We start from the raw sequence: 19,641 nt of genomic DNA, 5'->3' as shown, positions 1-19,641 counted from the left end.
ACATATTTCAGCCAATAAAAAAGCCTGCATTTGCAGGCTTTTTTATTAAGACGGTAAGAAATAAATTATTTCAATTTAGTTTCTTTGTACAGTACATGCTTGCGAGCAACTGGATCAAATTTTTTGATTTCCATTTTCTCAGGCATAGTACGTTTGTTTTTAGTAGTGGTATAAAAATGACCTGTACCAGCACTTGATTCCAATTTGATTTTTTCACGCATGATAATATCCTTTGCAGACTAAATGTCGCGAGTTAGATTTTTTCGCCAGCTGCACGTAAATCAGCCAACACAGCGTCGATACCATTTTTGTCGATAGTACGCAAAGCAGCGTTAGTAATACGCATTTTTACCCAACGATTTTCGCTCTCAACCCAAAACTTACGGTTTTGCAAGTTAGGCAAGAAGCGGCGTTTTGTTTTGTTTTGTGCGTGAGAAACATTGTTACCCACCATAGGCTTTTTGCCTGTTACCTGACATACACGTGCCATGGTTATCTCCAAATACTTTATCTTTTTCAGAAAGAGCGAGATTATAGAATGAAAAGCAATCCTAAATCAAGCAATTGTTATGCTTTAATTAGCGATTAATGTTTTCCGGTACTGCCAAAGCCACCTTCACCACGTTCACTTGATGTAAATTCATCCACAATATGAAAATCTGCCTGCACCACCGGCACAATCACCATCTGCGCAATACGTTCTAAAGGATTCAAAATAAACGATTCTTTACCGCGGTTCCAGCAAGAAACCAGCAACTGCCCCTGATAATCTGAATCAATCAATCCTACCAAGTTGCCGAGTACGATGCCGTGTTTATGACCTAAGCCGGAGCGTGGCAAAATCAGCGCCGCATAGTACGTATTGTCAATATGAATCGCCATGCCAGTAGGGATCATAATAGTTTCACCGGGCTGTATGGTCTGTGTATGCTCGATACAGGCACGTAAATCCAGCCCTGCCGAGCCAGGCGTAGCATAGGTCGGCATCATGTGATGCAAGCGAGGGTCAAGAATTTTGAGGTCTACGGTAATCGACATAATGCTTGCTCCAAAAAGATTGCGCTATTAAACACCAAATAACGATGAAAATCACTAAGCGCGATAACTAGCTAATAAAAAAGCCAGCGGTTGCTGGCTTGAGAGATTTTGCAATTTAGAACTTGTACTGGGCGCTGAGGCCGAGTAGGTAATTACGTTCAGCAGCAGGCTCAAAAAATCTGCTATTGGCATCATTAATGCGTACTGAGCCAATGAATTCCTTATCCGCCAAGTTTTCAATACGAATAAATTCTTTAAACATCCAGTTGCTCACTAGTTGCTCAAAGCCAGCGCGTATGTTGAATATTGCATAAGAGGAGGCGGCATCAGTATTTCTGTCATTCACATAGACTTTACTGTTGTAACGGCCTTCAAGAGCAGTATAGAAGCCTAGTGGCTCATATCTCCAGCGAATCTCGCCATAAGCCTGGTTGCTATAAGTGCCGGGAATGCGGTTGCCTGAAGCGATTAATCCATTTGCTGGGCTTGTAAAGTCTGAGTCAAACTTTGCACTTAATAAAGTATATGAAAAGTACGTTGATATGTTGTTTTCGAAATTTGACTCTATGGAAAATTCGGCGCCTTTTCTTATTGATTTATTGGCATTGGTAAAAACGCTTCTATTTGCAAAGTCGATTTGACTCACAACAATTTCATCATCTGTTTTAATGTAGTAGAGCGTTAAGTTTGCTTTTGTGTTGTCAGTTAAGTAGGCTTTAGTACCTATTTCAAAGTTTTCACTTGTACTTGGTTTAAGGCTTAAATTAGGTGTAGCTCCGTTGGTGGTGGAGTTATAAGCAGCCTCGATAAAAGAAGGGGTTTCAAAACCTTTCCCATAATTAGTATAGATGTTAAATTCAGGAGTGACTTTCCAAGTGGCTCCAATAACCGGATTGGTTTTGTTGTAAGAGACAGAACCACTATTATCGCCAAAGCCTGCGATTAAATTGTCTTTAACTTTTAGGTTAACTTTCGTTCTTCTTAGACCTGCATGTAGATCAATCTTCTCTGTAGCTGATAGCATACCTTGTACATAACGATCGTAATTTGTAGAAATGTTTACCTCATCGCGATTAGTAACATTTGCAGGCGCACCTGCAATCTGAGTATTAATATCTAAGCGATCATCTTCTGATTTTCCATAATTTACACCGACAGATACATTATATTTCCTTCCAAAAACTATGCCATTGTTGTCCCAACGAAGATCGGAGCCATAAAAACTTCTGGATATTTGACTAGTTCTTGCATTAGTCCCTGTTGGATTGAATGGCAAGATTTGTGAATTTTCTCTTGTACCCACGTATGGAATAAAAGAAAGCTTATTTGTTTCGTTGATTGCATGCTCCAAATTGAAGCCAACTTGGGTATGATTTCTAGATACTTGAGTGTTAGCACCTATTGCTGCACCAACCACTGCTTTTCGATCTCTACTAACGTCGACTCTAGTCAATCCGAGCGGATCTTGAGCATCTTGTTCAAACCAATTGATTAATGTTGTAAGCTTGGTGCCTTCATTAATGTTAATTTTAAACTTGGCAGTGGCCATTTTTTTATTACTACTGCTGTGGTCTCGATACCCGTCAGATTCAAAATTGGAGATATTCAGCATGTATTCCAATCCCTCAAGTTGACCTGCCGCCTCCAATACATTTCTTTTCGTGTCGTAGCTACCAAACATGGTGGTAGCACCTATAGTTGGTGTTGGTGGCGCATCTCGGGTAAACATCTGAATAACGCCACCAGATGAGTTGCCGTAAAGAGAAGAGAAAGGTCCGCGCATTACTTCTATGCTTTTGATTGCAGAAAGGTCAACAACACCCGGCTGACCTTGGCCATCCGGCATGGTCAATGGAATACCATCTACATACACGCGCACACCACGCACACCAAAGGATGAGCGAGAACCAAAGCCGCGGCTGGATATTTGGGGATCTTGTGCTTGCTGTGTGCGGTTTTGCGCTGTGATGCCAGGAACACGAATCAGGCTCTCGGATAATTGCATTTGCAATTGGCCGTCTTTGATGTCTTTCTCAGTCACTACGTCGATTGCAATTGGCAAATCAAAGCTATTTTGCGCCTGACGAGTAGCAGTCACTACAACAGGTGAAAGTGTCAAAGTTTTTTCTTCTTCAGCCTCCGCCACAGATAAGCAACCAAAAGCGGATGAGATTGCCAGGCAAACCGGCGTCAAACGAAATACAAAAGCACGCATAATTACTCAATACTAAGGGGATTAAATGGCGCGATTGTAAGCTGTTTGTCAGGTTGAACCTCTCAGTATTTTCATGAAAATACCGAGAGGTAATGCTTTTAAAGCAGATTATTTTAGTTGATGCTTAAGGTGAGTGAGAATGTTGGCTGCAATGGTAGTTTTGTCGGCTATATCCAGGGGATACTCACCAGTCTCATCGATGATGGTAACGCTGTTATGGTCACTACCTAAAGCCTGACGGGCCTGGTTTGCTACGATCATCGGTATCTTTTTCGCCAGCCGTTTCTGTGTGGCGTGCTCAAGTACATGCTCGGTTTCGGCGGCAAAACCAACACAGTAGGGTGGGTTTGGTAGTGATGCGACGTCGGCGAGAATATCCTTGTTCTTCTTAAGTTGAATTGTGAGTGTATCCTCACTTTTTTTAATTTTCTGGTCTGCTGGAGTCAGTGGGCTGTAATCAGCCACGGCCGCGACCGCGATAAAAACATCCTGATTTACGATCTGTCTCATGACGCTTTGATACATCTCGTTGGCGGTGCCGGCATAACTTGCATGGCTGACTTGCGGTCTGGCAGTAGTTGCATGCCCATAGACTAATGTCACTTCAGCGCCCATTTGCGTGGCAACTTTCGCCAAAGCATAACCCATTTTTCCGCTACTGATATTGGTAATGCCACGTACCGGATCCAGCATTTCCATGGTGGCGCCGGCTGTAATGAGTATTTTCTTGCCTGCCAGTAGCTTGGGTGTGAAATGTGTTTGCAAACCTTCGAGTAAAATTTCAGGCTCCAGCATCCTGCCTTGACCGACTTCACCACATGCTTGTTCGCCACTATCTGGCCCCAATACTGTTACCTGATCTTTGAGTAACTGCGCAATATTGCGTTGAGTGCTAGCATTTTCCCACATTTGCCTATTCATGGCCGGTGCAACCAGGAGTGGGCACTCACGTGCCAGGCACAATGTTGACAGCAAATCGTTAGCAAATCCATGCGCAAGCTTGGCAATAAAATCGGCACTGGCTGGCGCAACCAGAAGGGCGTCTGCTTGTCGACTCAGTTCAATATGCGGCATTGCATTTGCAATACGGGAATCCCAGCTATCAATAAATACCGGATTGCCGGACAGCGCCTGTAAGGTGGTTGGCGTGATGAAGTGAGTAGCAGCTTCTGTCATCACCACTTGAACAGTATGACCTTGCTTGATCAGCAGGCGGATCAGTTCAGCCGTTTTGTAAGCTGCAATCCCGCCGGTGATGCCCAGCAGTATATGACGTGACTGTAAATAATCTTGCTGTAGATGAGCGCTATTCATGGCAGTATTTTAACTGTAAAGCATGTACATTTGAAATCAGGCCGGATAAACGCATCTTTAAACATGTTAAGATATGGTAATCATAAAGGTTAAGTAGATGCTGAAAAAGATACGGATTTTTTTCTGGGTTTTAGTGGTGTTGATTGCGCTTATGCAGGTTTGGAATGAATATCAGGCATTACAGTGGCATAAGCCTTTGCATGTGGCCTTATATCCGGTCAACGCAGACGCATCTTCAGAAGTTGAGACCTACATAGCGGCTTTGCAGGAAAAAGATTTTGAGGTTTTAGAGCAGTATTTTTCTCGTGAAGCACGCCGGTATCAGTTGCCATTACCGCGGCCTATTGTTTTTCATCTCGGCCCCAGCATCACGGAAATACCGCCAGCGCCACCAGCCCTCAATGCAAATCGGCTGGAGATTATTCTCTGGAGTCTTAAATTTCGCTGGTTTGCCTGGCAACATAAGCCTGGCGTAGGGGTGCCCATTGATATCAAGTTATACCTGCTGTACCACGATGCGAAAAATCACACGCGTCTATTACACTCAACTGCGCTACAAAAAGGCCAGATTGGGCGCGTCAATTTGTTCGCGGCCCGTGATCAGCATGCGGGAAATACGGTGGTGATCGCCCATGAGTTGCTGCATACCTTAAGTGCAACAGATAAATATGACTTGAACACCAATGCACCTTTGTTACCACAAGGTTATGCCGAGCCTTATATGCAACCGCTTTATCCACAAAAGATAGCCGAAATAATGGCGGGGAAAATCCCCCTTTCACCAGACCGGGCGCGTATGGCGAGGAATCTGGACGAGACAATAATTGGTCGGCCAACCTCGCGAGAGATAGGCTGGGCAAAATAAGCTTATGCGAGGATGAGCGATGGCAATCACAGACTGGCCTGAACAAGAGCGACCGCGCGAAAAATTATTGCGGGCCGGTGCAGTCGCACTTTCAGACGCCGAGCTATTAGCAATCTTTTTACGGGTAGGCGTGGTCGGTAAAACCGCCGTCGATTTGGCGCGTGATCTGTTGCAGCATTTCAAAAGTCTGAATGGGATTTTCTCCGCCAGTATGGATGAGGTGCAGCAAGTGCATGGTATGGGTGAAAGCAAATATTGCCAGTTACAGGCGGTGCTGGAAATGAGTAAGCGGGCGCTCGGTGAAACACTGCAGCAAGTGGATAGCTTCAGCTCTCCCGCACAAGTAAAAGCCTATTTGCAATTACAGTTATCCCATCTGTTGCGCGAAGTATTCGGCATCCTGTTTCTGGATGCGCAAAACCGTTTGATCGCTTACGAAACATTGTTTGAAGGCAGTCTCATGCAAACCAGTGTGTATCCGCGAGAGGTTGTCAAGCGTGCCCTGGAGCTCAATGCGGCTGCAGTTATTCTCAGTCATAATCATCCCGGCGGTTCAGCTTCACCCAGTCGCGCGGATCAGCAGCTTACCCAGACTTTAAAAGAGTCGCTTAACCTGGTGGATGTGAAGGTGCTGGATCATGTCATTGTGGCCGGTCAGGACACATTTTCGTTCAGCGAGCGGGGATTGATTTGAATCTAAACTATTTGGAAAGGCAGGGGATTGGTGGGTGCTAACGGGGTCGAACCGCTGACATTCGCCTTGTAAGGGCGACGCTCTACCAACTGAGCTAAGCACCCGTGCCTTGTAACGAAGGCCGCATTATACCTAACCCTTTTGTTCTTGCAAGAGGGGCCAGCGAGTTTTTAATGGTCGGAATAGATTAGCTGGTGGGTATCAAACAGAAAGTCGGAATTTCAGTAAAAGCAATGGGTAAGCTTGAAGCTTTTTGTACGCAGAAGTTTAAACGGTTAATCGTTTGGTGATATTAATTAATTGCAATGAAATATCCGCCATTCCTGTTTTTCGCTTGTCCGCCATTTCAGACAGCAAAGAATAAGCTTCCTCTTCGTTCAAGGCGCGCTGTCGCATCAGGATATCGCGCGCAGAATCCACTACCTTTTGGTCTTCTTGGCTCAGCAAAGAATGTTGCGCTGCGGCAGCTACAGTCGAAGGGTTAGGTGTATTAGGTCTCATTTTTTAAAAAGTAAAATAAATTTAATTCCCACAGGAATTAGCAATCTGTATGCCAGTTAAACGATTATTTGTAAGTGCATGATTGTTAAGGTATATTGCCCGGATGCTGGTAATCAGATATAAAAGCCTTGTAGATGAAGTTCGCACTATTGCAGTGCGACTGCACCAGGCTGCGGATTGTGACTATTTCTATCGTGACTTAAAGGTTTAGTTCCAATAAAAACTATTAAAATAGAAAGAAAGTAAACACTATGAAGGGTTTGTTAGGGCGCGCTGGCTGGGCATCGCTGACATTGCTGGGAGTATTTGCCGTCGCGCAAGTGGCCTTGTCGAGAGGAGAGGCGCTGAATGTATTGTGGCTAATCACTGCGGCTGTCTGCGTGTATGCCATTGCCTATCGTTTTTATGCTGCCTGGATCGCCGCAAGTATTCTGAGCCTGGATGCGACCCGCGCGACTCCGGCTGAGCGCCTGAATAATGGCCGCGATTTTGTGCCGACCAATCGCTGGGTAGTATTCGGACATCACTTTGCCGCGATTGCCGGCCCTGGTCCTTTGGTAGGGCCTACACTGGCGGCGCAATTTGGCTACCTGCCCGGCACGCTATGGATACTCATTGGTGCTGTACTAGGCGGCGCGGTGCAGGATATGGTGACACTGTTTCTTTCTACCCGCCGCAATGGTCGCAGCCTTGGGCAGATGGCTAGGGACGAAATCGGTGCCATTGGTGGCGTGGCAGCAATGTTTGGCACTTTTATGATCATGATTATTTTGATCGCGGTGTTAGGCCTGGTAGTGGTAAATGCCATGAAACACAGTCCATGGGGAACCTCCACCGTGGCGGCAACGATTCCTATCGCCATGATTGTTGGTATCTGTATGCGATACCTGCGGCCAGGGCGTGTGCTGGAAGCTTCGCTGCTTGGTGTGGTTTTGTTGTTGGGTTCAGTAGTATTGGGCGGTTGGGTAGACCATCATCCTGTGCTTGCTGCCCTGTTTGACCATGAAGGATTGCCGCTGGCTTTCAGTGTGATTGCTTATGGTTTTGCCGCCGCAGTGTTGCCGGTGTGGTTACTGCTGGCGCCGCGTGATTATTTATCCACCTTTATGAAGCTGGGTACCGTGCTGATGCTGGCAATTGCAATTTTATGGTTGCGCCCGGATATCCGCATGCCTGCCATTACGCCTTTTATTGATGGCACAGGCCCTATCTTTGGCGGCAAGCTGTTCCCGTTTGTGTTTATTACGATTGCTTGCGGGGCGATTTCCGGTTTTCACGCCTTAATAGCCAGTGGCACTACACCCAAGCTGATCACTAGTGAATGCGATATCCGCATGATAGGTTACGGTGCCATGTTGCTGGAAAGTTTTGTGGCGATGATGGCGATGATCGCCGCAACTATTCTGGAACCGGGTGTATTTTTTGCCATTAACAGCCCTGCCGGCGTGGTTGGTAAAGAAGCGCTCGACGCTGTAAATACCATCAGCAGCTGGGGTTATCAGGTTTCGGTGGAACAGATGCAACACCTGGCCAGTGCCATGGGTGAAAGCACGTTGTTTGCGCGTACAGGCGGTGCGCCTAGCCTGGCTGTGGGTATGGCCAGTATTTTAGGCACAGTGTTTGGTGAAAACTTACTGGCGCTGTGGTATCACTTTGCCATAATGTTCGAAGCCATTTTTATCCTGACTACGCTGGATGCGGGCACCCGTGTCGGCCGTTTCATGTTGCAGGACATGCTGGGCAATCTGCACCCCAAACTGGGTGAAACTTCTTATACGCCTTCGGTGATTTTCACCAGTGCGCTGGTGGTGGCCGGCTGGGGTTATTTCCTCTATATCGGGGTGATTGATCCGAATGGCGGAGTAAATATCCTGTGGCCGTTGTTTGGTATTGCCAATCAGATGCTGGCCGCGATTGCATTGTCAGTGGGGACGGGTATTCTGATCAAGTCGGGCAAAGCCGGCAAAGCCTGGATCACCGGCTTGCCTTTAGTCTGGTTGCTTACAATTACCACAACCGCAGCTTACGAGAAGATATTCAGCAGTGATACGCGGGTAGGTTTTTTTGCCGCAGCCAATGATTTGGCAGCCAAATTGGCTGCTGGGTTATTGCCGCCTGATAAAGCAGAAGTCGCGCCGCAATTAATCTTCAATCAACAACTAGATGCCTGGCTGACTCTGTTTTTTGTAGCGGTGTTGTGGGTGGTGTTTATTGATGTAGTGGTGATGAGCTTGCGTTATTTTACTGGCAAGCCGGTGTTGCCATCAACGGAAACGCCTTATGTGCCAACCAAGTATGTAGCGGGCAAGTTCTAGGCTAACGGAGATAATCCCTTGAAGCATATGAAACATATTTGGCAGCGGATCCGTCAATTGTCAGGGGATGACGTTTACGAACGTTATCTTGCGCATTATGCCGAGCATCATGCTGATGAGGCTGATAGTACTCCGCCATTATCACGTGCTGAATTTTTCAGGCAATGGCAGGATCAGAAGTGGCAAGGCATTAAAAGGTGTTGTTAGAGATAGACATTCTTTTAGTCTTTAAATACTTTTTCAAGTTATCAAAATTAACTTAATCAGGATACTCAAGGTCGAGCCTTGCAGTTCACGCTACATTGATATTTCGTAACTAAATCTCCTTAAGCCCTTTGTATCCCAACATCATTTCTAAGTTTGTATACTGAAGTTATTTGGACGCGAATGTAACAAACCTGTTTCAGGCGCGCATCGCAGTACGTATTCAGTTAAAATAAGACTTTACTGATTATTCCAGATTTCAAATGCCTAAATACCGCTCACACACGACTACGCAAGGTCGGAACATGGCTGGTGCTCGCGCACTTTGGCGTGCCACCGGCATGAAAGATGAAGACTTCTCCAAGCCGATTATCGCTATCTCAAACTCGTTTACCCAGTTTGTGCCCGGGCATGTCCATCTTAAAGATTTAGGGCAGTTGGTCGCACGTGAAATTGAAAAAGCGGGGGGCGTAGCCAAAGAGTTCAACACCATTGCCGTGGATGACGGTATTGCCATGGGTCACAGCGGCATGCTTTACAGTTTGCCTAGTCGTGATTTGATCGCAGATAGTGTCGAATATATGGTAAATGCACACTGCGCAGATGCGCTGGTGTGTATCTCAAACTGTGACAAGATTACGCCTGGCATGTTGATGGCGGCATTGCGCCTGAATATTCCGGTGGTATTTGTCTCCGGCGGCCCGATGGAAGCCGGCAAAGTTAACTGGCAAGGTAACGTACGTAAACTGGATCTGGTCGATGCGATGGTGGAAGCGGCAGATAGCCGCGTTAGTGATGAAGAGGTGGCTGAAGTTGAACGTTCTGCCTGCCCGACTTGTGGTTCCTGTTCCGGCATGTTTACTGCGAACTCAATGAATTGCCTGACCGAAGCATTGGGGTTGAGTTTGCCTGGTAATGGATCAACGCTGGCAACGCATGGCGCGCGTAAGCAATTATTCTTGCAGGCAGGTCGCCTGATTGTGGATCTGGCCAAGCGGCACTACGAGCAGGATGACTATTCAGTCTTGCCGCGCAATATTGCCAACATGCAGGCATTTGAGAATGCAATGAGCCTGGATGTTGCGATGGGTGGCTCTACCAATACCGTGCTGCATCTGCTGGCAGCAGCGCACGAGGCAGGGATTGATTTCACCATGCGTGATATCGACCGCATTTCGCGTCAGGTACCTTGTGTGTCTAAAGTGGCACCGGCGACCAGTAAATATCATATGGAAGATGTGCATAGAGCCGGTGGCGTGATGGGCATTCTAGGCGAACTTAATCGTGCCGGTGTCATCCATACGGATGTACCAACCGTTCATAGTGCAAGCATGGGTGAAGCGTTAGCCAAATGGGATATTGTCACCACGCAAGATGAAGAGGTGAAAAAGTTTTACCGCGCAGCCCCTGGCGGTATATCGACCACCATTGCCTTCAGTCAAAGCATGTTGTGGCCAGATCTGGATGATGACCGTGAAAACGGCTGTATCCGCAGTAAGGAACACGCTTATTCGCAAGATGGTGGTTTGGCCGTGCTGTATGGCAATATCGCTCTGGATGGTTGCATTGTGAAAACCGCCGGTGTCGATGACAGTATCCTGAAATTTACCGGCCGTGCGCGCGTGTATGAAAGTCAGGACGATGCGGTTGAAAGCATTCTGGCTGACCAGGTAGTGGCTGGTGATGTGGTTGTGATTCGTTATGAAGGACCGCGTGGCGGACCGGGCATGCAGGAGATGTTATACCCGACGTCTTACCTTAAATCCAAAGGCTTGGGTAAAGCATGTGCCTTGCTCACCGATGGCCGTTTTTCAGGCGGTACCTCAGGTTTAAGTATTGGCCATGCTTCGCCAGAAGCCGCTGAAGGTGGCGCAATTGGTCTGGTGGAGGAAGGAGATACCATTGAGATCGACATCCCTAATCGCACCATCCATTTGGTCATCAGTGATGAAGACATGGCGCACCGCCGTGCCACGATGGAAGCCAAAGGGCATCAAGCTTGGAAACCAGTCAGCCGCGAGCGAGTGGTGTCGCCTGCATTGCGTGCATATGCCGCGATGAGTACCAGCGCCGCTAAAGGTGCCGTAAGAGATGTGTCACAAATTGAAAGGGGTAGTAGATGACCGCACACGCAACATTGGAGCATGGTCAACCCGATATGACAAAGCGCTTGAAACTGCATGCGCACGTCAACCAGCTGCAAGACGAAAATGGTTTGCAATACCTTGAAATTGATAACCCGTTAGCGACAGGCAAAATTGCCTTGCAGGGCGCCCATGTCATGCAGTGGCAACCTAAGTTTTTAGCTGACCCGGTGTTGTGGCTTTCAAGTAATGCGCGTTATGTGAAAGGCCGTTCTATCCGTGGTGGCACCCCGATTTGCTGGCCATGGTTTGGTGCCCATCCGACTGACAGCACCTTGTGCCCGCATGGCTTTGCGCGCGTGATTCCATGGCGCGTGATGGATATTGATGCGACGCCAACCGGCGCCACACGCATCATCCTTGAAATGCAGCAAACGCCAGAAGCGCAGCGCCAATTATCTTATCCGTATGAATTGACACTGACGATCACAATTGGCCGCCGCTTGCGTATTGATTTGGCGACTACCAATCTGGCTAAGCATCCATTTGTCATCAGTGAAGCTTTCCATACCTATTTCAATGTCAGCGATATATCAAATATCAAAATCACCGGCATGCAGGATTGCGTCTATCTGGACAAGCTGCTGGATTACGAACGTAACGTTGAGCACAATGCATTAGCCTTTGATGGTAGTGAGTATGATCGCGTGTATGTGCATCACAGTTCTGATTGCGCGATCCATGACAGTGGCTTCAACCGCATTGTACATATCGCAAAATCCGGCAGTGATGCCACTGTCGTATGGAATCCGGGTGCAGAAAAAGCTGGCTCCATGGGCGATATGGGTGTGGGTGATGAATGGCGCAAAACCATTTGTGTAGAAACCACCAATGCCTTGGATAATATGGTCGTCATCAATCCTGGCCGCAAACATATTTTAAGCGCCGAATACTCCATCGAAACGCTGTAAATCTCTTTGTAAACGCGCGTGTCAACGCATTCACGGCACGTGCGTTTTACCCCTGTTGGCAAAATACCAATCCAATTGAAAATATTTGATTAGCCTGAAAATTTCCACAGCTTCATACTTGTGGAATTTTGATGGTCAGGTAAGATGCCACATGCATGAAAATTGCATTGGGGATTTATTATTTTAAAGATATTCAAGGAGTGCGCATGAAAGTTTTATTTTCTGCAATCACAGCAGCCATCTTACTCATGGCTGGTCAGGTTCAAGCGGCGGATGCAGCTGCCGCAAAAGCATTGGCACAAAAAAGTGGCTGTTTAGCTTGCCACAGTGTCGATGCAAAAGTATTGGGTCCAGCATATAAAGATGTTGCGGCAAAATACAAAGGCGACAAAACAGCTGAAGCTAAGCTGATTGAAAAAGTGAAAAAAGGCGGTAGCGGTGTTTGGGGAAATATTCCTATGCCTGCCAACAGCCCGCAGGTTAAAGACGAAGATATCAAGACGATTGTTCAATGGGTTCTGTCTCTTTAAGATTGCTTGTGTAGTTAAAAAAGCCGACTTTGCAGTCGGCTTTTTTATTTCGCCAATTTCTTTTGCCTCACTGTTTATCTAGCGGGCCAGTTTGCTATGACGGATAGAGTAAACAAAGTAGAAAACAGCGCCTACTACCGCCCAGGTGATAAAACGATGCCAGGTTTCCGCAGGCAGGAATGACATTAAGGCACCACACGCCACCACCCCGGCAACCGGGATTAAAGGATTAAAAGGATTCTTAAAGGGTCGTGCCAAGTCAGGGTGGGTCATACGCAAACGAATCACCCCGATACACACCATAATGAAACTGGCTAATGTGCCAATATTGACGGTTTCAGCCAGTTCACCCAACGGAATAAATCCGGCCACGATAGAGACCACAAAGCCGCACATCAGGATAATTTTGCTCGGCGTCTGGCGATCAGGATTCACTTCTGAAAAGATCGGCGAAATCAGTCCATCGCGGCTCATGGCAAACAGAATCCGCGTCAGGCCATAGAGCAGCACCAGCAGTACCGTAATTAATCCTGCAATGACGCCAGTGGCGACTAAGGTTGAAGACCAGTGATATCCCAGCTTGGTCAGCGCATAAGCCACCGGGGATGAGGTATTTAATTCTGCATAAGGAACAACGCCGGTGAGGGTACCCGAAACTATGATATAGATAATGGTGCAAAACAATAGAGAAGCAATCAGGCCGATGGGCAAATCCCGTTGCGGATTTTTACATTCTTCTGCGGCAGTAGACACGGCATCAAACCCGAAATAGGCAAAAAACACCAGCGATGCACCTGCAAAAACGCCTATGTTTTTGCCATTATCCAGCGTTTCGAACCAGCCATATGGCATAAAAGGTTGCCAGTTATCAGTATTAATATGGCCCACGGAGAGCACAATAAAGGTCGCGATGGTGGAAAGCTTGATAATCACCATGATGTTGTTGGCGCGCGCACTTTCTTTTACGCCTGTCATTAACAGCAAGGTTAATATCCAGATAATTGCGAATGCAGGAAGATTGATCGTGCCGCCAAGGACGGGCGCTTTAGTCAGGTGTTCAGGTATATGGAAGCCGAGATTAGTAGCGGTGTTGACGAAATAGCCAGCCCAGCCATTGGCGACGGCTGCTGCACCGACACCATATTCCAGTAATAGCATCCAGCCCATCATCCAGGCGGCAAACTCACCGAAGGCGACATAACTATAACCATAGGCACTGCCTGAGCCACCAATTGAGGAAGACAGTTCAGCATAAGCCAGTGCAGCAAAGCCTGCGGCCACGCCTGCAATAATAAAAGACAGAACGACCGCCGGGCCGGATTGTGTTGCTGCTGCGATGCCGGTCAGCACAAAAATGCCGGTGCCTATGGCGCCGCCGATACCGAGTAATGCCAGGTCAAATGCGGTCAGACATTTTCTGAGGCCGGTATGCGCATGAGGTTGAATTGGTTTTTTACGTAATAGTTGTTTGAACATTGCTGATCCCCTTGTGCTACAAGGGTAAAGCAATCGTTATACCAGCGTCAATGCTGATGAGAAAGGCAGGGTGAATTATTCGAAGACTGCAGCCGAAGTGGTTGTGAATGTCACTTGGCCGTCGCTTGAAAACTGTTTTGCGGATGATGAGTTAACGGATTGCTAGCTGGCGAAATGCTGTTTTAATGTCGCGATCATATATTCATGATCCAGCACCCCGGCGCTCTCGCGTATGCTGTGCATAGCCCACATCGGGTTGCCGACATCTACCGTGGCAATGCCGAGTTGTGCGGCCATGATGGGGCCAATGGTGCTGCCACAACCCAAATCGGTGCGGTGCGCATATTGCTGGTAAGGCACGCCAGCCCTGTCACACAGCTGGATAAAGCGTGCAGCGGTAGCCGCGTTGGTGCTGTAACGCTGGTTGGCGTTGGTTTTAATCACCGGCCCCTGGTTTACCTGTACATGATGGCAAGGTTCATAACTGCCTGCATGGCTAGGATGAAAGGCATGTGCCATATCTGCACTGATAAAAAAGCTTTGTGAATAACTACGCAGCTTGTCTTCGTGGCTCAGGTCGTGCGAGTGACAGATTCGCTCCATCACATCCAGTAAAAAACTGCCACCTGCACCGGTTGCACTTTCAGAGCCGACCTCTTCATGGTCAAATAATGCACAAATACTGGTCGCCTGCGGTTTTTCGGTGCCAATCATTGCTTCCATTGCCGCATGGCAGGAAGCCAGGTTATCCAGCTGGCTGTTGGCGATAAATTCTTGCTCTATACCCCAGAAACTGCCGCGTTGGGTGTCATAAAACGCCAGATCCCAGCTCAAGATATCCGCAGCGTTTACTTGCAAGCTACTCGCTAAAGTGTCAGACAGTAATTGTTTGGCGGCTTCGCTGTTGGCGGCATGGCCGAAAATCAAGGGTAGGCCGGTTTGCTTATTGAGCACCAGGCCTTTTTCATTGACCTCGCGGTTCATATGGATCGCCAGGTTGGGCAGGCGGGCAATGGGCTGGTCCAGTTTGACCAGGTGCGAGCTAAGGCCTGACACTGTTTTAACAATCACTCGCCCAGCCAAGCCCAAGTCGCGGTCAGTAAACGTAGCTAAAATGGGCCCGCCATACACTTCTACGCCAAGCTGTGCGATGCCTTCAGTACTATAGGCAGCTTTGGGTTTTAAGCGCAGGCCAGGAGAGTCAGTGTGCGCCCCCACGATGCGGAACCCATGTTCTGCGATGGCTGCTTGGCCAAGTACAAACGCAATAATAGACCCGCCATCACGCACGACATAATATTTGCCGCCTTGAGTAAACTGCCAGGCATCACTTTCATTCAGCTGGGTAAAACCCTGTGCAGCTAGTACCTGTTCTACCTGGGTTACTGCATGCCAAGGACTTGGGCTGACATCAATAAAATTCAGCAGAGCCTGTGCGCGTTGTCTGGCTTCTATTGATACTTGCATGCTTAAACCCAGTCTTTCTCAATCAAAAAATCGGTATAAAGTTTGGCTTCAGGACTGCCGTTTTCGGGCTTCCAGTCGTAGCGCCATTTCACTACAGGCGGCATAGAGAGCAGGATGGATTCAGTGCGGCCATTGGACTGTAAACCGAATATGGTACCACGGTCAAAAATCAGGTTGAATTCAACATAACGGCCACGGCGGTAGGACTGGAAATCACGCTCTCGCTCACCATAAGGCTGATTTTTTCGTCTTTGAACGATAGGCAGGTAAGCCTGTAAAAATGCGTCGCCAATCGCGCGTTGCAAGGCAAAACTCTGCTCAAAGCCCAGCTCGCTGAAATCATCAAAGAATACACCACCTACACCGCGTGGTTCTTTGCGATGCTTGAGGAAAAAGTATTCATCGCAGGCTTGCTTGAACCTGGTGTAATAATCAGCACCGAATGGAGCCAGCGCTTCTTTGTTCACACGGTGAAAATGGATACAGTCTTCTTCTTCGCCGTAATAAGGCGTGAGGTCCATGCCACCACCAAACCACCAGATATCCTGCTCGCCTTCCTGTTGCGCTCTGGCAACAAAAAAACGCACATTCATATGCACGGTCGGGATGTAAGGGTTATGCGGGTGGAATACCAGCGATACACCCATGGCTTCCCATGGCCTGCCCGCTGCTTCCGGATGGGCAACACTGGCCGCTGGTGGTAGTTTGTTGCCAAGTACATGGGAGAAACCCACACCGGCACGCTCAAACACATTGCCATTTTCCAGCAGGCAGGAATTACCGCCGCCGCCTTCCGGCCGCTGCCAGCTATCCTGCAAAAAATTTTTGCCATCGACCAACTCAACCGCTTCGACAATACGTGCCTGTAATCCTTGCAGGAAGGCGTAAACGGCTTGAGGTTGGATCTGTTCTGTCATGGTTTAGTTGGCTTTAATGGCGCGGTAGCCAATATCTTTACGGTGTTGCGCGCCTTCAAATTTGATGGATTCAAGGATTTTGTAGGCTGATTCCTGCGCTGATTTAACCGACGCACCCAATGCGGTGACACACAATACGCGGCCACCGCTTGTAAGCACTTTGCTGTCTTTTAAAGTAGTGCCGGCATGGAATACGTGCCCGTCCTGTACATCGGCCGGCAAGCCGGTGATTTCATCACCCAGTTTTGGTGTTTCCGGATAGTTAGCACTTGCCATCACTACACCTAGCGCAAAACGGCTATCCCATTCTGCGCTGGCCTGGTCAAGCGTACCCTCTGCAGCATGCGCTGCCAATGCCACCAAGTCAGATTTTAAACGCATCATAATCGGCTGCGTTTCCGGATCGCCCATGCGGCAGTTGAATTCCAGTGTTTTTACTTCACCTTTGGGTGAAATCATCAGCCCTGCATATAAAAAGCCGGTATAAGGAATACCATCTTTCGCCATGCCTTCTACGGTTGGGATAATAATTTCGCGCATGGCCTTTGCATGGACTTCAGGAGTGACTACAGGTGCAGGAGAATAAGCGCCCATGCCACCTGTATTCGGGCCTTGATCAGCATCCAGCAGGCGTTTGTGGTCCTGGCTGGTGGCCAGTGGCAGTATGTTTTTACCATCAACCATCACCATGAAGCTGGCTTCTTCGCCTTCCAGGAATTCTTCAATGACGACGCGGGCACCGGCGTCACCCAGTTTATTATCAGACAGCATGGCATCTACGGCAGCATGAGCTTCTTCCAGTGTCATCGCCACCACCACGCCTTTGCCTGCAGCCAGCCCATCGGCTTTAATCACGATAGGTGCGCCGTTAGCATCAATATATTCATGCGCTTTAGTGACATCGCTAAAGGTTTGGTATTTTGCGGTCGGGATGTTGTGGCGATACATAAAGGATTTGGCAAAGTCCTTGGAGCTTTCCAGTTGCGCAGCGGCTTTGGTCGGGCCAAATATTTTCAGGTTTGCGGCACGGAAAGCATCGACCACGCCTTGTGACAGTGGCGCTTCCGGGCCAACAATGGTCAGGGCAATCTGTTCATCTTGCGCAAATTTCACCAGTTCATCAATCTTGGTAATCGGCACATTGGTCATGGCTGGATTGGTAGCTGTACCGGCATTGCCAGGCGCGACAAACACGCGGCTGACTTCTTTATTGTGTGATACTTTCCAGGCCAGGGCATGCTCACGGCCGCCAGAACCAATCACTAAAATTTTCATAATTCACTACCTACAAAGTTATGGCCACGGAGGGCGAAGAGCACACTGAGAATTTCAATCTTGCAAAGCATTTTCTGCTTTTCTCAGTGATGCCTGTGTCCTCTGTGGCGAATTGATTTAATGTCTAAAATGACGAATGCCGGTAACGACCATGGCCAGGCCACGTTCATCCGCTGCAGCAATCACTTCTTCATCGCGCATGCTGCCACCCGGGTGAATCACGCAGCTGGCACCTGCATCAGCCAGTACGTCTACGCCATCTCTAAACGGGAAGAAAGCATCTGAAGCGACCACCGAATTTTGCAGGCTTAAACCGGCATTTTGCGCCTTGATTGCTGCAATTTTGGTGCTATCTACGCGGCTCATCTGGCCCGCGCCAACGCCCAAGGTCATGCCATTGCCGCAGAACACGATGGCATTGGATTTCACGTATTTCGCCACATTCCAGGCGAACAGCAGATCCTGCAATTGCTCAGGGCTTGGTTGCAGCTTGGTGACGACTTTAATATCCGGAAGTTGCAGCTCATGGTTATCTGCCGACTGCAACAGAATGCCTGAACCTACGCGCTTAGAATCTACGGCATTACGCCCTTGCTCCCAAGCGTTGTTACCACCTTTTGGCAATGCTATTTTCAGCACTCGAACATTGGCTTTGGCGCTGAAAATAGCCAGTGCTTCCGGCGTGTATTCAGGTGCAATCAGTACTTCAACAAACTGCTTGCTCACCACCTCAGCGGCTGCACCATCCAATACGGTATTGAAAGCAATAATGCCGCCAAATGCTGAAGTCGGATCAGTTTTAAACGCTTTGCCGTAAGCTTCAAATGCATTGGCACCTAGTGCCACGCCACATGGGTTAGCATGTTTCACAATCACGCAGGCTGGTGTGCTGAATGATTTCACGGCTTCCCAGGCAGCATCTGCATCAGCGATGTTGTTATAACTTAATTCTTTGCCCTGTAATTGCTGGGCGGTGGCCAAGCTGCCAGGAGCAGGGTAAAGGTCTCGGTAGAACGCGGCTTGCTGATGGCTGTTTTCACCATAGCGCAAGTCCTGCACTTTGATGAAGTTGCTATTCATCTGGCCTGGGAACTGGCTTAACACTGGTTTGCCGGCAGATTCTGTTTCAGCAAAATCAATCGCAGACAGATAGTTGCTGATTGCAGCATCGTATTGGGCAATACGGTTAAAAGCGGCGACGGATAATTTAAAGCGAGTCGCTTTTGAAACTGAACCGTTGTTAGCTTTGAGTTCGGCAGTGACTTCCGCATATTGTGCAGCATCAGTCAGCACTGCTACGTCGTTCCAGTTTTTGGCTGCTGAGCGCACCATGGCCGGACCGCCAATATCGATATTCTCAATCGCATCTTCCAGCGTACAGTCGGGCTTGGCAACTGTTGCTTCAAACGGATACAGGTTAACCACCAGCAGATCGATGTTCTCGATGCCATATTCTTGCATGGCGGCCACATGTTCCGGCAAGTCGCGACGGCCAAGCAAACCGCCATGCACTTTCGGATGCAACGTTTTCACACGGCCATCCAGCATTTCCGGAAAGCCAGTGAAGTCGCTGACCTCTTTGACCGGAATCTGGTTGTCACGGAAAAGTTTGGCGGTGCCGCCGGTTGAAAGTAGTTCCACACCCAGTTGGTGCAGTGATTGTGCCAGTTCGAGCACACCGGTTTTATCGGAGACACTGATAAGCGCGCGTTTAATTGTCATGGTATTTAATGTGAGAGGTTGCTTGATTATAAAATTTGGTTGGCTTAACAGTT

Annotated in this window: 18 protein-coding genes and 1 tRNA gene; 7 read left to right on the top strand and 12 right to left on the bottom strand. The window is 48.2% G+C overall.

Features of this window, described 5'->3' with window-relative positions:
- Positions 1–65 precede the first annotated feature (65 nt).
- The 5 genes from rpmG to coaBC all read right to left on the bottom strand — a co-directional run bounded on the left by rpmG (position 66) and on the right by coaBC (position 4,567).
- Positions 66–221 (bottom strand): 50S ribosomal protein L33, encoded by a 156-nt coding sequence (gene rpmG, locus ASG34_RS04675; RefSeq protein ID WP_011478679.1) that lies wholly within the window; start codon positions 219–221, stop codon positions 66–68.
- A gap of 32 nt (positions 222–253) precedes the next feature.
- On the bottom strand, positions 254–490 hold the full coding sequence (rpmB, locus tag ASG34_RS04670; RefSeq protein ID WP_055827066.1) for a 50S ribosomal protein L28: 237 nt from the start codon (positions 488–490) through the stop codon (positions 254–256).
- Positions 491–585: 95 nt separating this feature from the next.
- Positions 586–1,038: a dUTP diphosphatase gene (dut, locus tag ASG34_RS04665; protein ID WP_055827061.1), complete on the bottom strand. Its 453-nt coding sequence runs from the start codon at positions 1,036–1,038 to the stop codon at positions 586–588.
- A 115-nt stretch (positions 1,039–1,153) separates the two neighbouring features.
- The gene (locus ASG34_RS04660) at positions 1,154–3,253 is read right to left on the bottom strand and encodes a TonB-dependent receptor family protein (RefSeq protein ID WP_055827058.1); all 2,100 of its coding nucleotides are present in this window, start codon (positions 3,251–3,253) and stop codon (positions 1,154–1,156) included.
- Positions 3,254–3,361: 108 nt separating this feature from the next.
- On the bottom strand, positions 3,362–4,567 hold the full coding sequence (coaBC, locus tag ASG34_RS04655; protein WP_055827055.1) for a bifunctional phosphopantothenoylcysteine decarboxylase/phosphopantothenate--cysteine ligase CoaBC: 1,206 nt from the start codon (positions 4,565–4,567) through the stop codon (positions 3,362–3,364).
- 97 nt (positions 4,568–4,664) lie between these two features.
- Between coaBC and ASG34_RS04650 the strand changes: the two genes are divergently transcribed.
- Both ASG34_RS04650 and radC read left to right on the top strand, forming a co-directional pair.
- The gene (locus ASG34_RS04650) at positions 4,665–5,432 is read left to right on the top strand and encodes a hypothetical protein (protein ID WP_055827052.1); all 768 of its coding nucleotides are present in this window, start codon (positions 4,665–4,667) and stop codon (positions 5,430–5,432) included.
- A gap of 19 nt (positions 5,433–5,451) precedes the next feature.
- Complete coding sequence (gene radC, locus ASG34_RS04645; protein ID WP_055827049.1) at positions 5,452–6,126, top strand: RadC family protein; 675 nt, start codon at positions 5,452–5,454, stop codon at positions 6,124–6,126.
- Between the two features lie 28 nt (positions 6,127–6,154).
- Here radC and ASG34_RS04640 read toward each other — a convergent pair.
- Positions 6,155–6,230 (bottom strand) — tRNA-Val (locus ASG34_RS04640).
- A gap of 163 nt (positions 6,231–6,393) precedes the next feature.
- A complete protein-coding gene (locus ASG34_RS04635) occupies positions 6,394–6,627 on the bottom strand; it encodes an ANTAR domain-containing protein (RefSeq protein ID WP_055827046.1) in 234 nt (77 codons plus the stop codon).
- Positions 6,628–6,878: 251 nt separating this feature from the next.
- Between ASG34_RS04635 and ASG34_RS04630 the strand changes: the two genes are divergently transcribed.
- From ASG34_RS04630 to ASG34_RS04610, 5 genes are all read left to right on the top strand, one after another.
- Positions 6,879–8,942: a carbon starvation CstA family protein gene (locus ASG34_RS04630; protein ID WP_055827043.1), complete on the top strand. Its 2,064-nt coding sequence runs from the start codon at positions 6,879–6,881 to the stop codon at positions 8,940–8,942.
- 27 nt (positions 8,943–8,969) lie between these two features.
- Positions 8,970–9,149, top strand: a complete 180-nt coding sequence (locus ASG34_RS04625; protein WP_055827041.1) for a YbdD/YjiX family protein — start codon at positions 8,970–8,972, stop codon at positions 9,147–9,149.
- 260 nt (positions 9,150–9,409) lie between these two features.
- Complete coding sequence (gene ilvD / locus ASG34_RS04620) at positions 9,410–11,269, top strand: dihydroxy-acid dehydratase (protein ID WP_055827038.1); 1,860 nt, start codon at positions 9,410–9,412, stop codon at positions 11,267–11,269.
- Positions 11,266–12,201 (top strand): D-hexose-6-phosphate mutarotase, encoded by a 936-nt coding sequence (locus ASG34_RS04615; RefSeq protein WP_055827035.1) that lies wholly within the window; start codon positions 11,266–11,268, stop codon positions 12,199–12,201. Before ilvD ends, ASG34_RS04615 begins: the two co-directional genes overlap by 4 nt.
- A 206-nt stretch (positions 12,202–12,407) precedes the next feature.
- Positions 12,408–12,731 (top strand): c-type cytochrome, encoded by a 324-nt coding sequence (locus ASG34_RS04610; RefSeq protein WP_055827416.1) that lies wholly within the window; start codon positions 12,408–12,410, stop codon positions 12,729–12,731.
- Positions 12,732–12,809: 78 nt separating this feature from the next.
- Here the strand turns inward: ASG34_RS04610 and ASG34_RS04605 are convergent, their stop codons facing one another.
- The 5 genes from ASG34_RS04605 to purH all read right to left on the bottom strand — a co-directional run bounded on the left by ASG34_RS04605 (position 12,810) and on the right by purH (position 19,588).
- Positions 12,810–14,207, bottom strand: coding sequence for an amino acid permease (locus tag ASG34_RS04605; protein ID WP_055827032.1), 1,398 nt, complete (start codon positions 14,205–14,207; stop codon positions 12,810–12,812).
- A 162-nt stretch (positions 14,208–14,369) separates the two neighbouring features.
- Positions 14,370–15,674, bottom strand: a complete 1,305-nt coding sequence (locus tag ASG34_RS04600; protein ID WP_055827030.1) for a M18 family aminopeptidase — start codon at positions 15,672–15,674, stop codon at positions 14,370–14,372.
- Between the two features lie 2 nt (positions 15,675–15,676).
- The gene (hemF, locus tag ASG34_RS04595; RefSeq protein ID WP_055827027.1) at positions 15,677–16,591 is read right to left on the bottom strand and encodes an oxygen-dependent coproporphyrinogen oxidase; all 915 of its coding nucleotides are present in this window, start codon (positions 16,589–16,591) and stop codon (positions 15,677–15,679) included.
- A gap of 3 nt (positions 16,592–16,594) precedes the next feature.
- Positions 16,595–17,866, bottom strand: a complete 1,272-nt coding sequence (gene purD, locus ASG34_RS04590) for a phosphoribosylamine--glycine ligase (RefSeq protein WP_055827024.1) — start codon at positions 17,864–17,866, stop codon at positions 16,595–16,597.
- A 117-nt stretch (positions 17,867–17,983) separates the two neighbouring features.
- Positions 17,984–19,588: a bifunctional phosphoribosylaminoimidazolecarboxamide formyltransferase/IMP cyclohydrolase gene (purH, locus tag ASG34_RS04585; RefSeq protein ID WP_055827021.1), complete on the bottom strand. Its 1,605-nt coding sequence runs from the start codon at positions 19,586–19,588 to the stop codon at positions 17,984–17,986.
- Between the last annotated feature and the right edge of the window lie 53 nt (positions 19,589–19,641).

It is taken from the genome of Methylophilus sp. Leaf416 (genome assembly GCF_001424665.1).
GTDB lineage: Bacteria > Pseudomonadota > Gammaproteobacteria > Burkholderiales > Methylophilaceae > Methylophilus.
The sequence above is the reverse complement of the archived record's forward strand: the minus strand, read 5'-3'. Positions and strand labels throughout refer to the sequence as shown.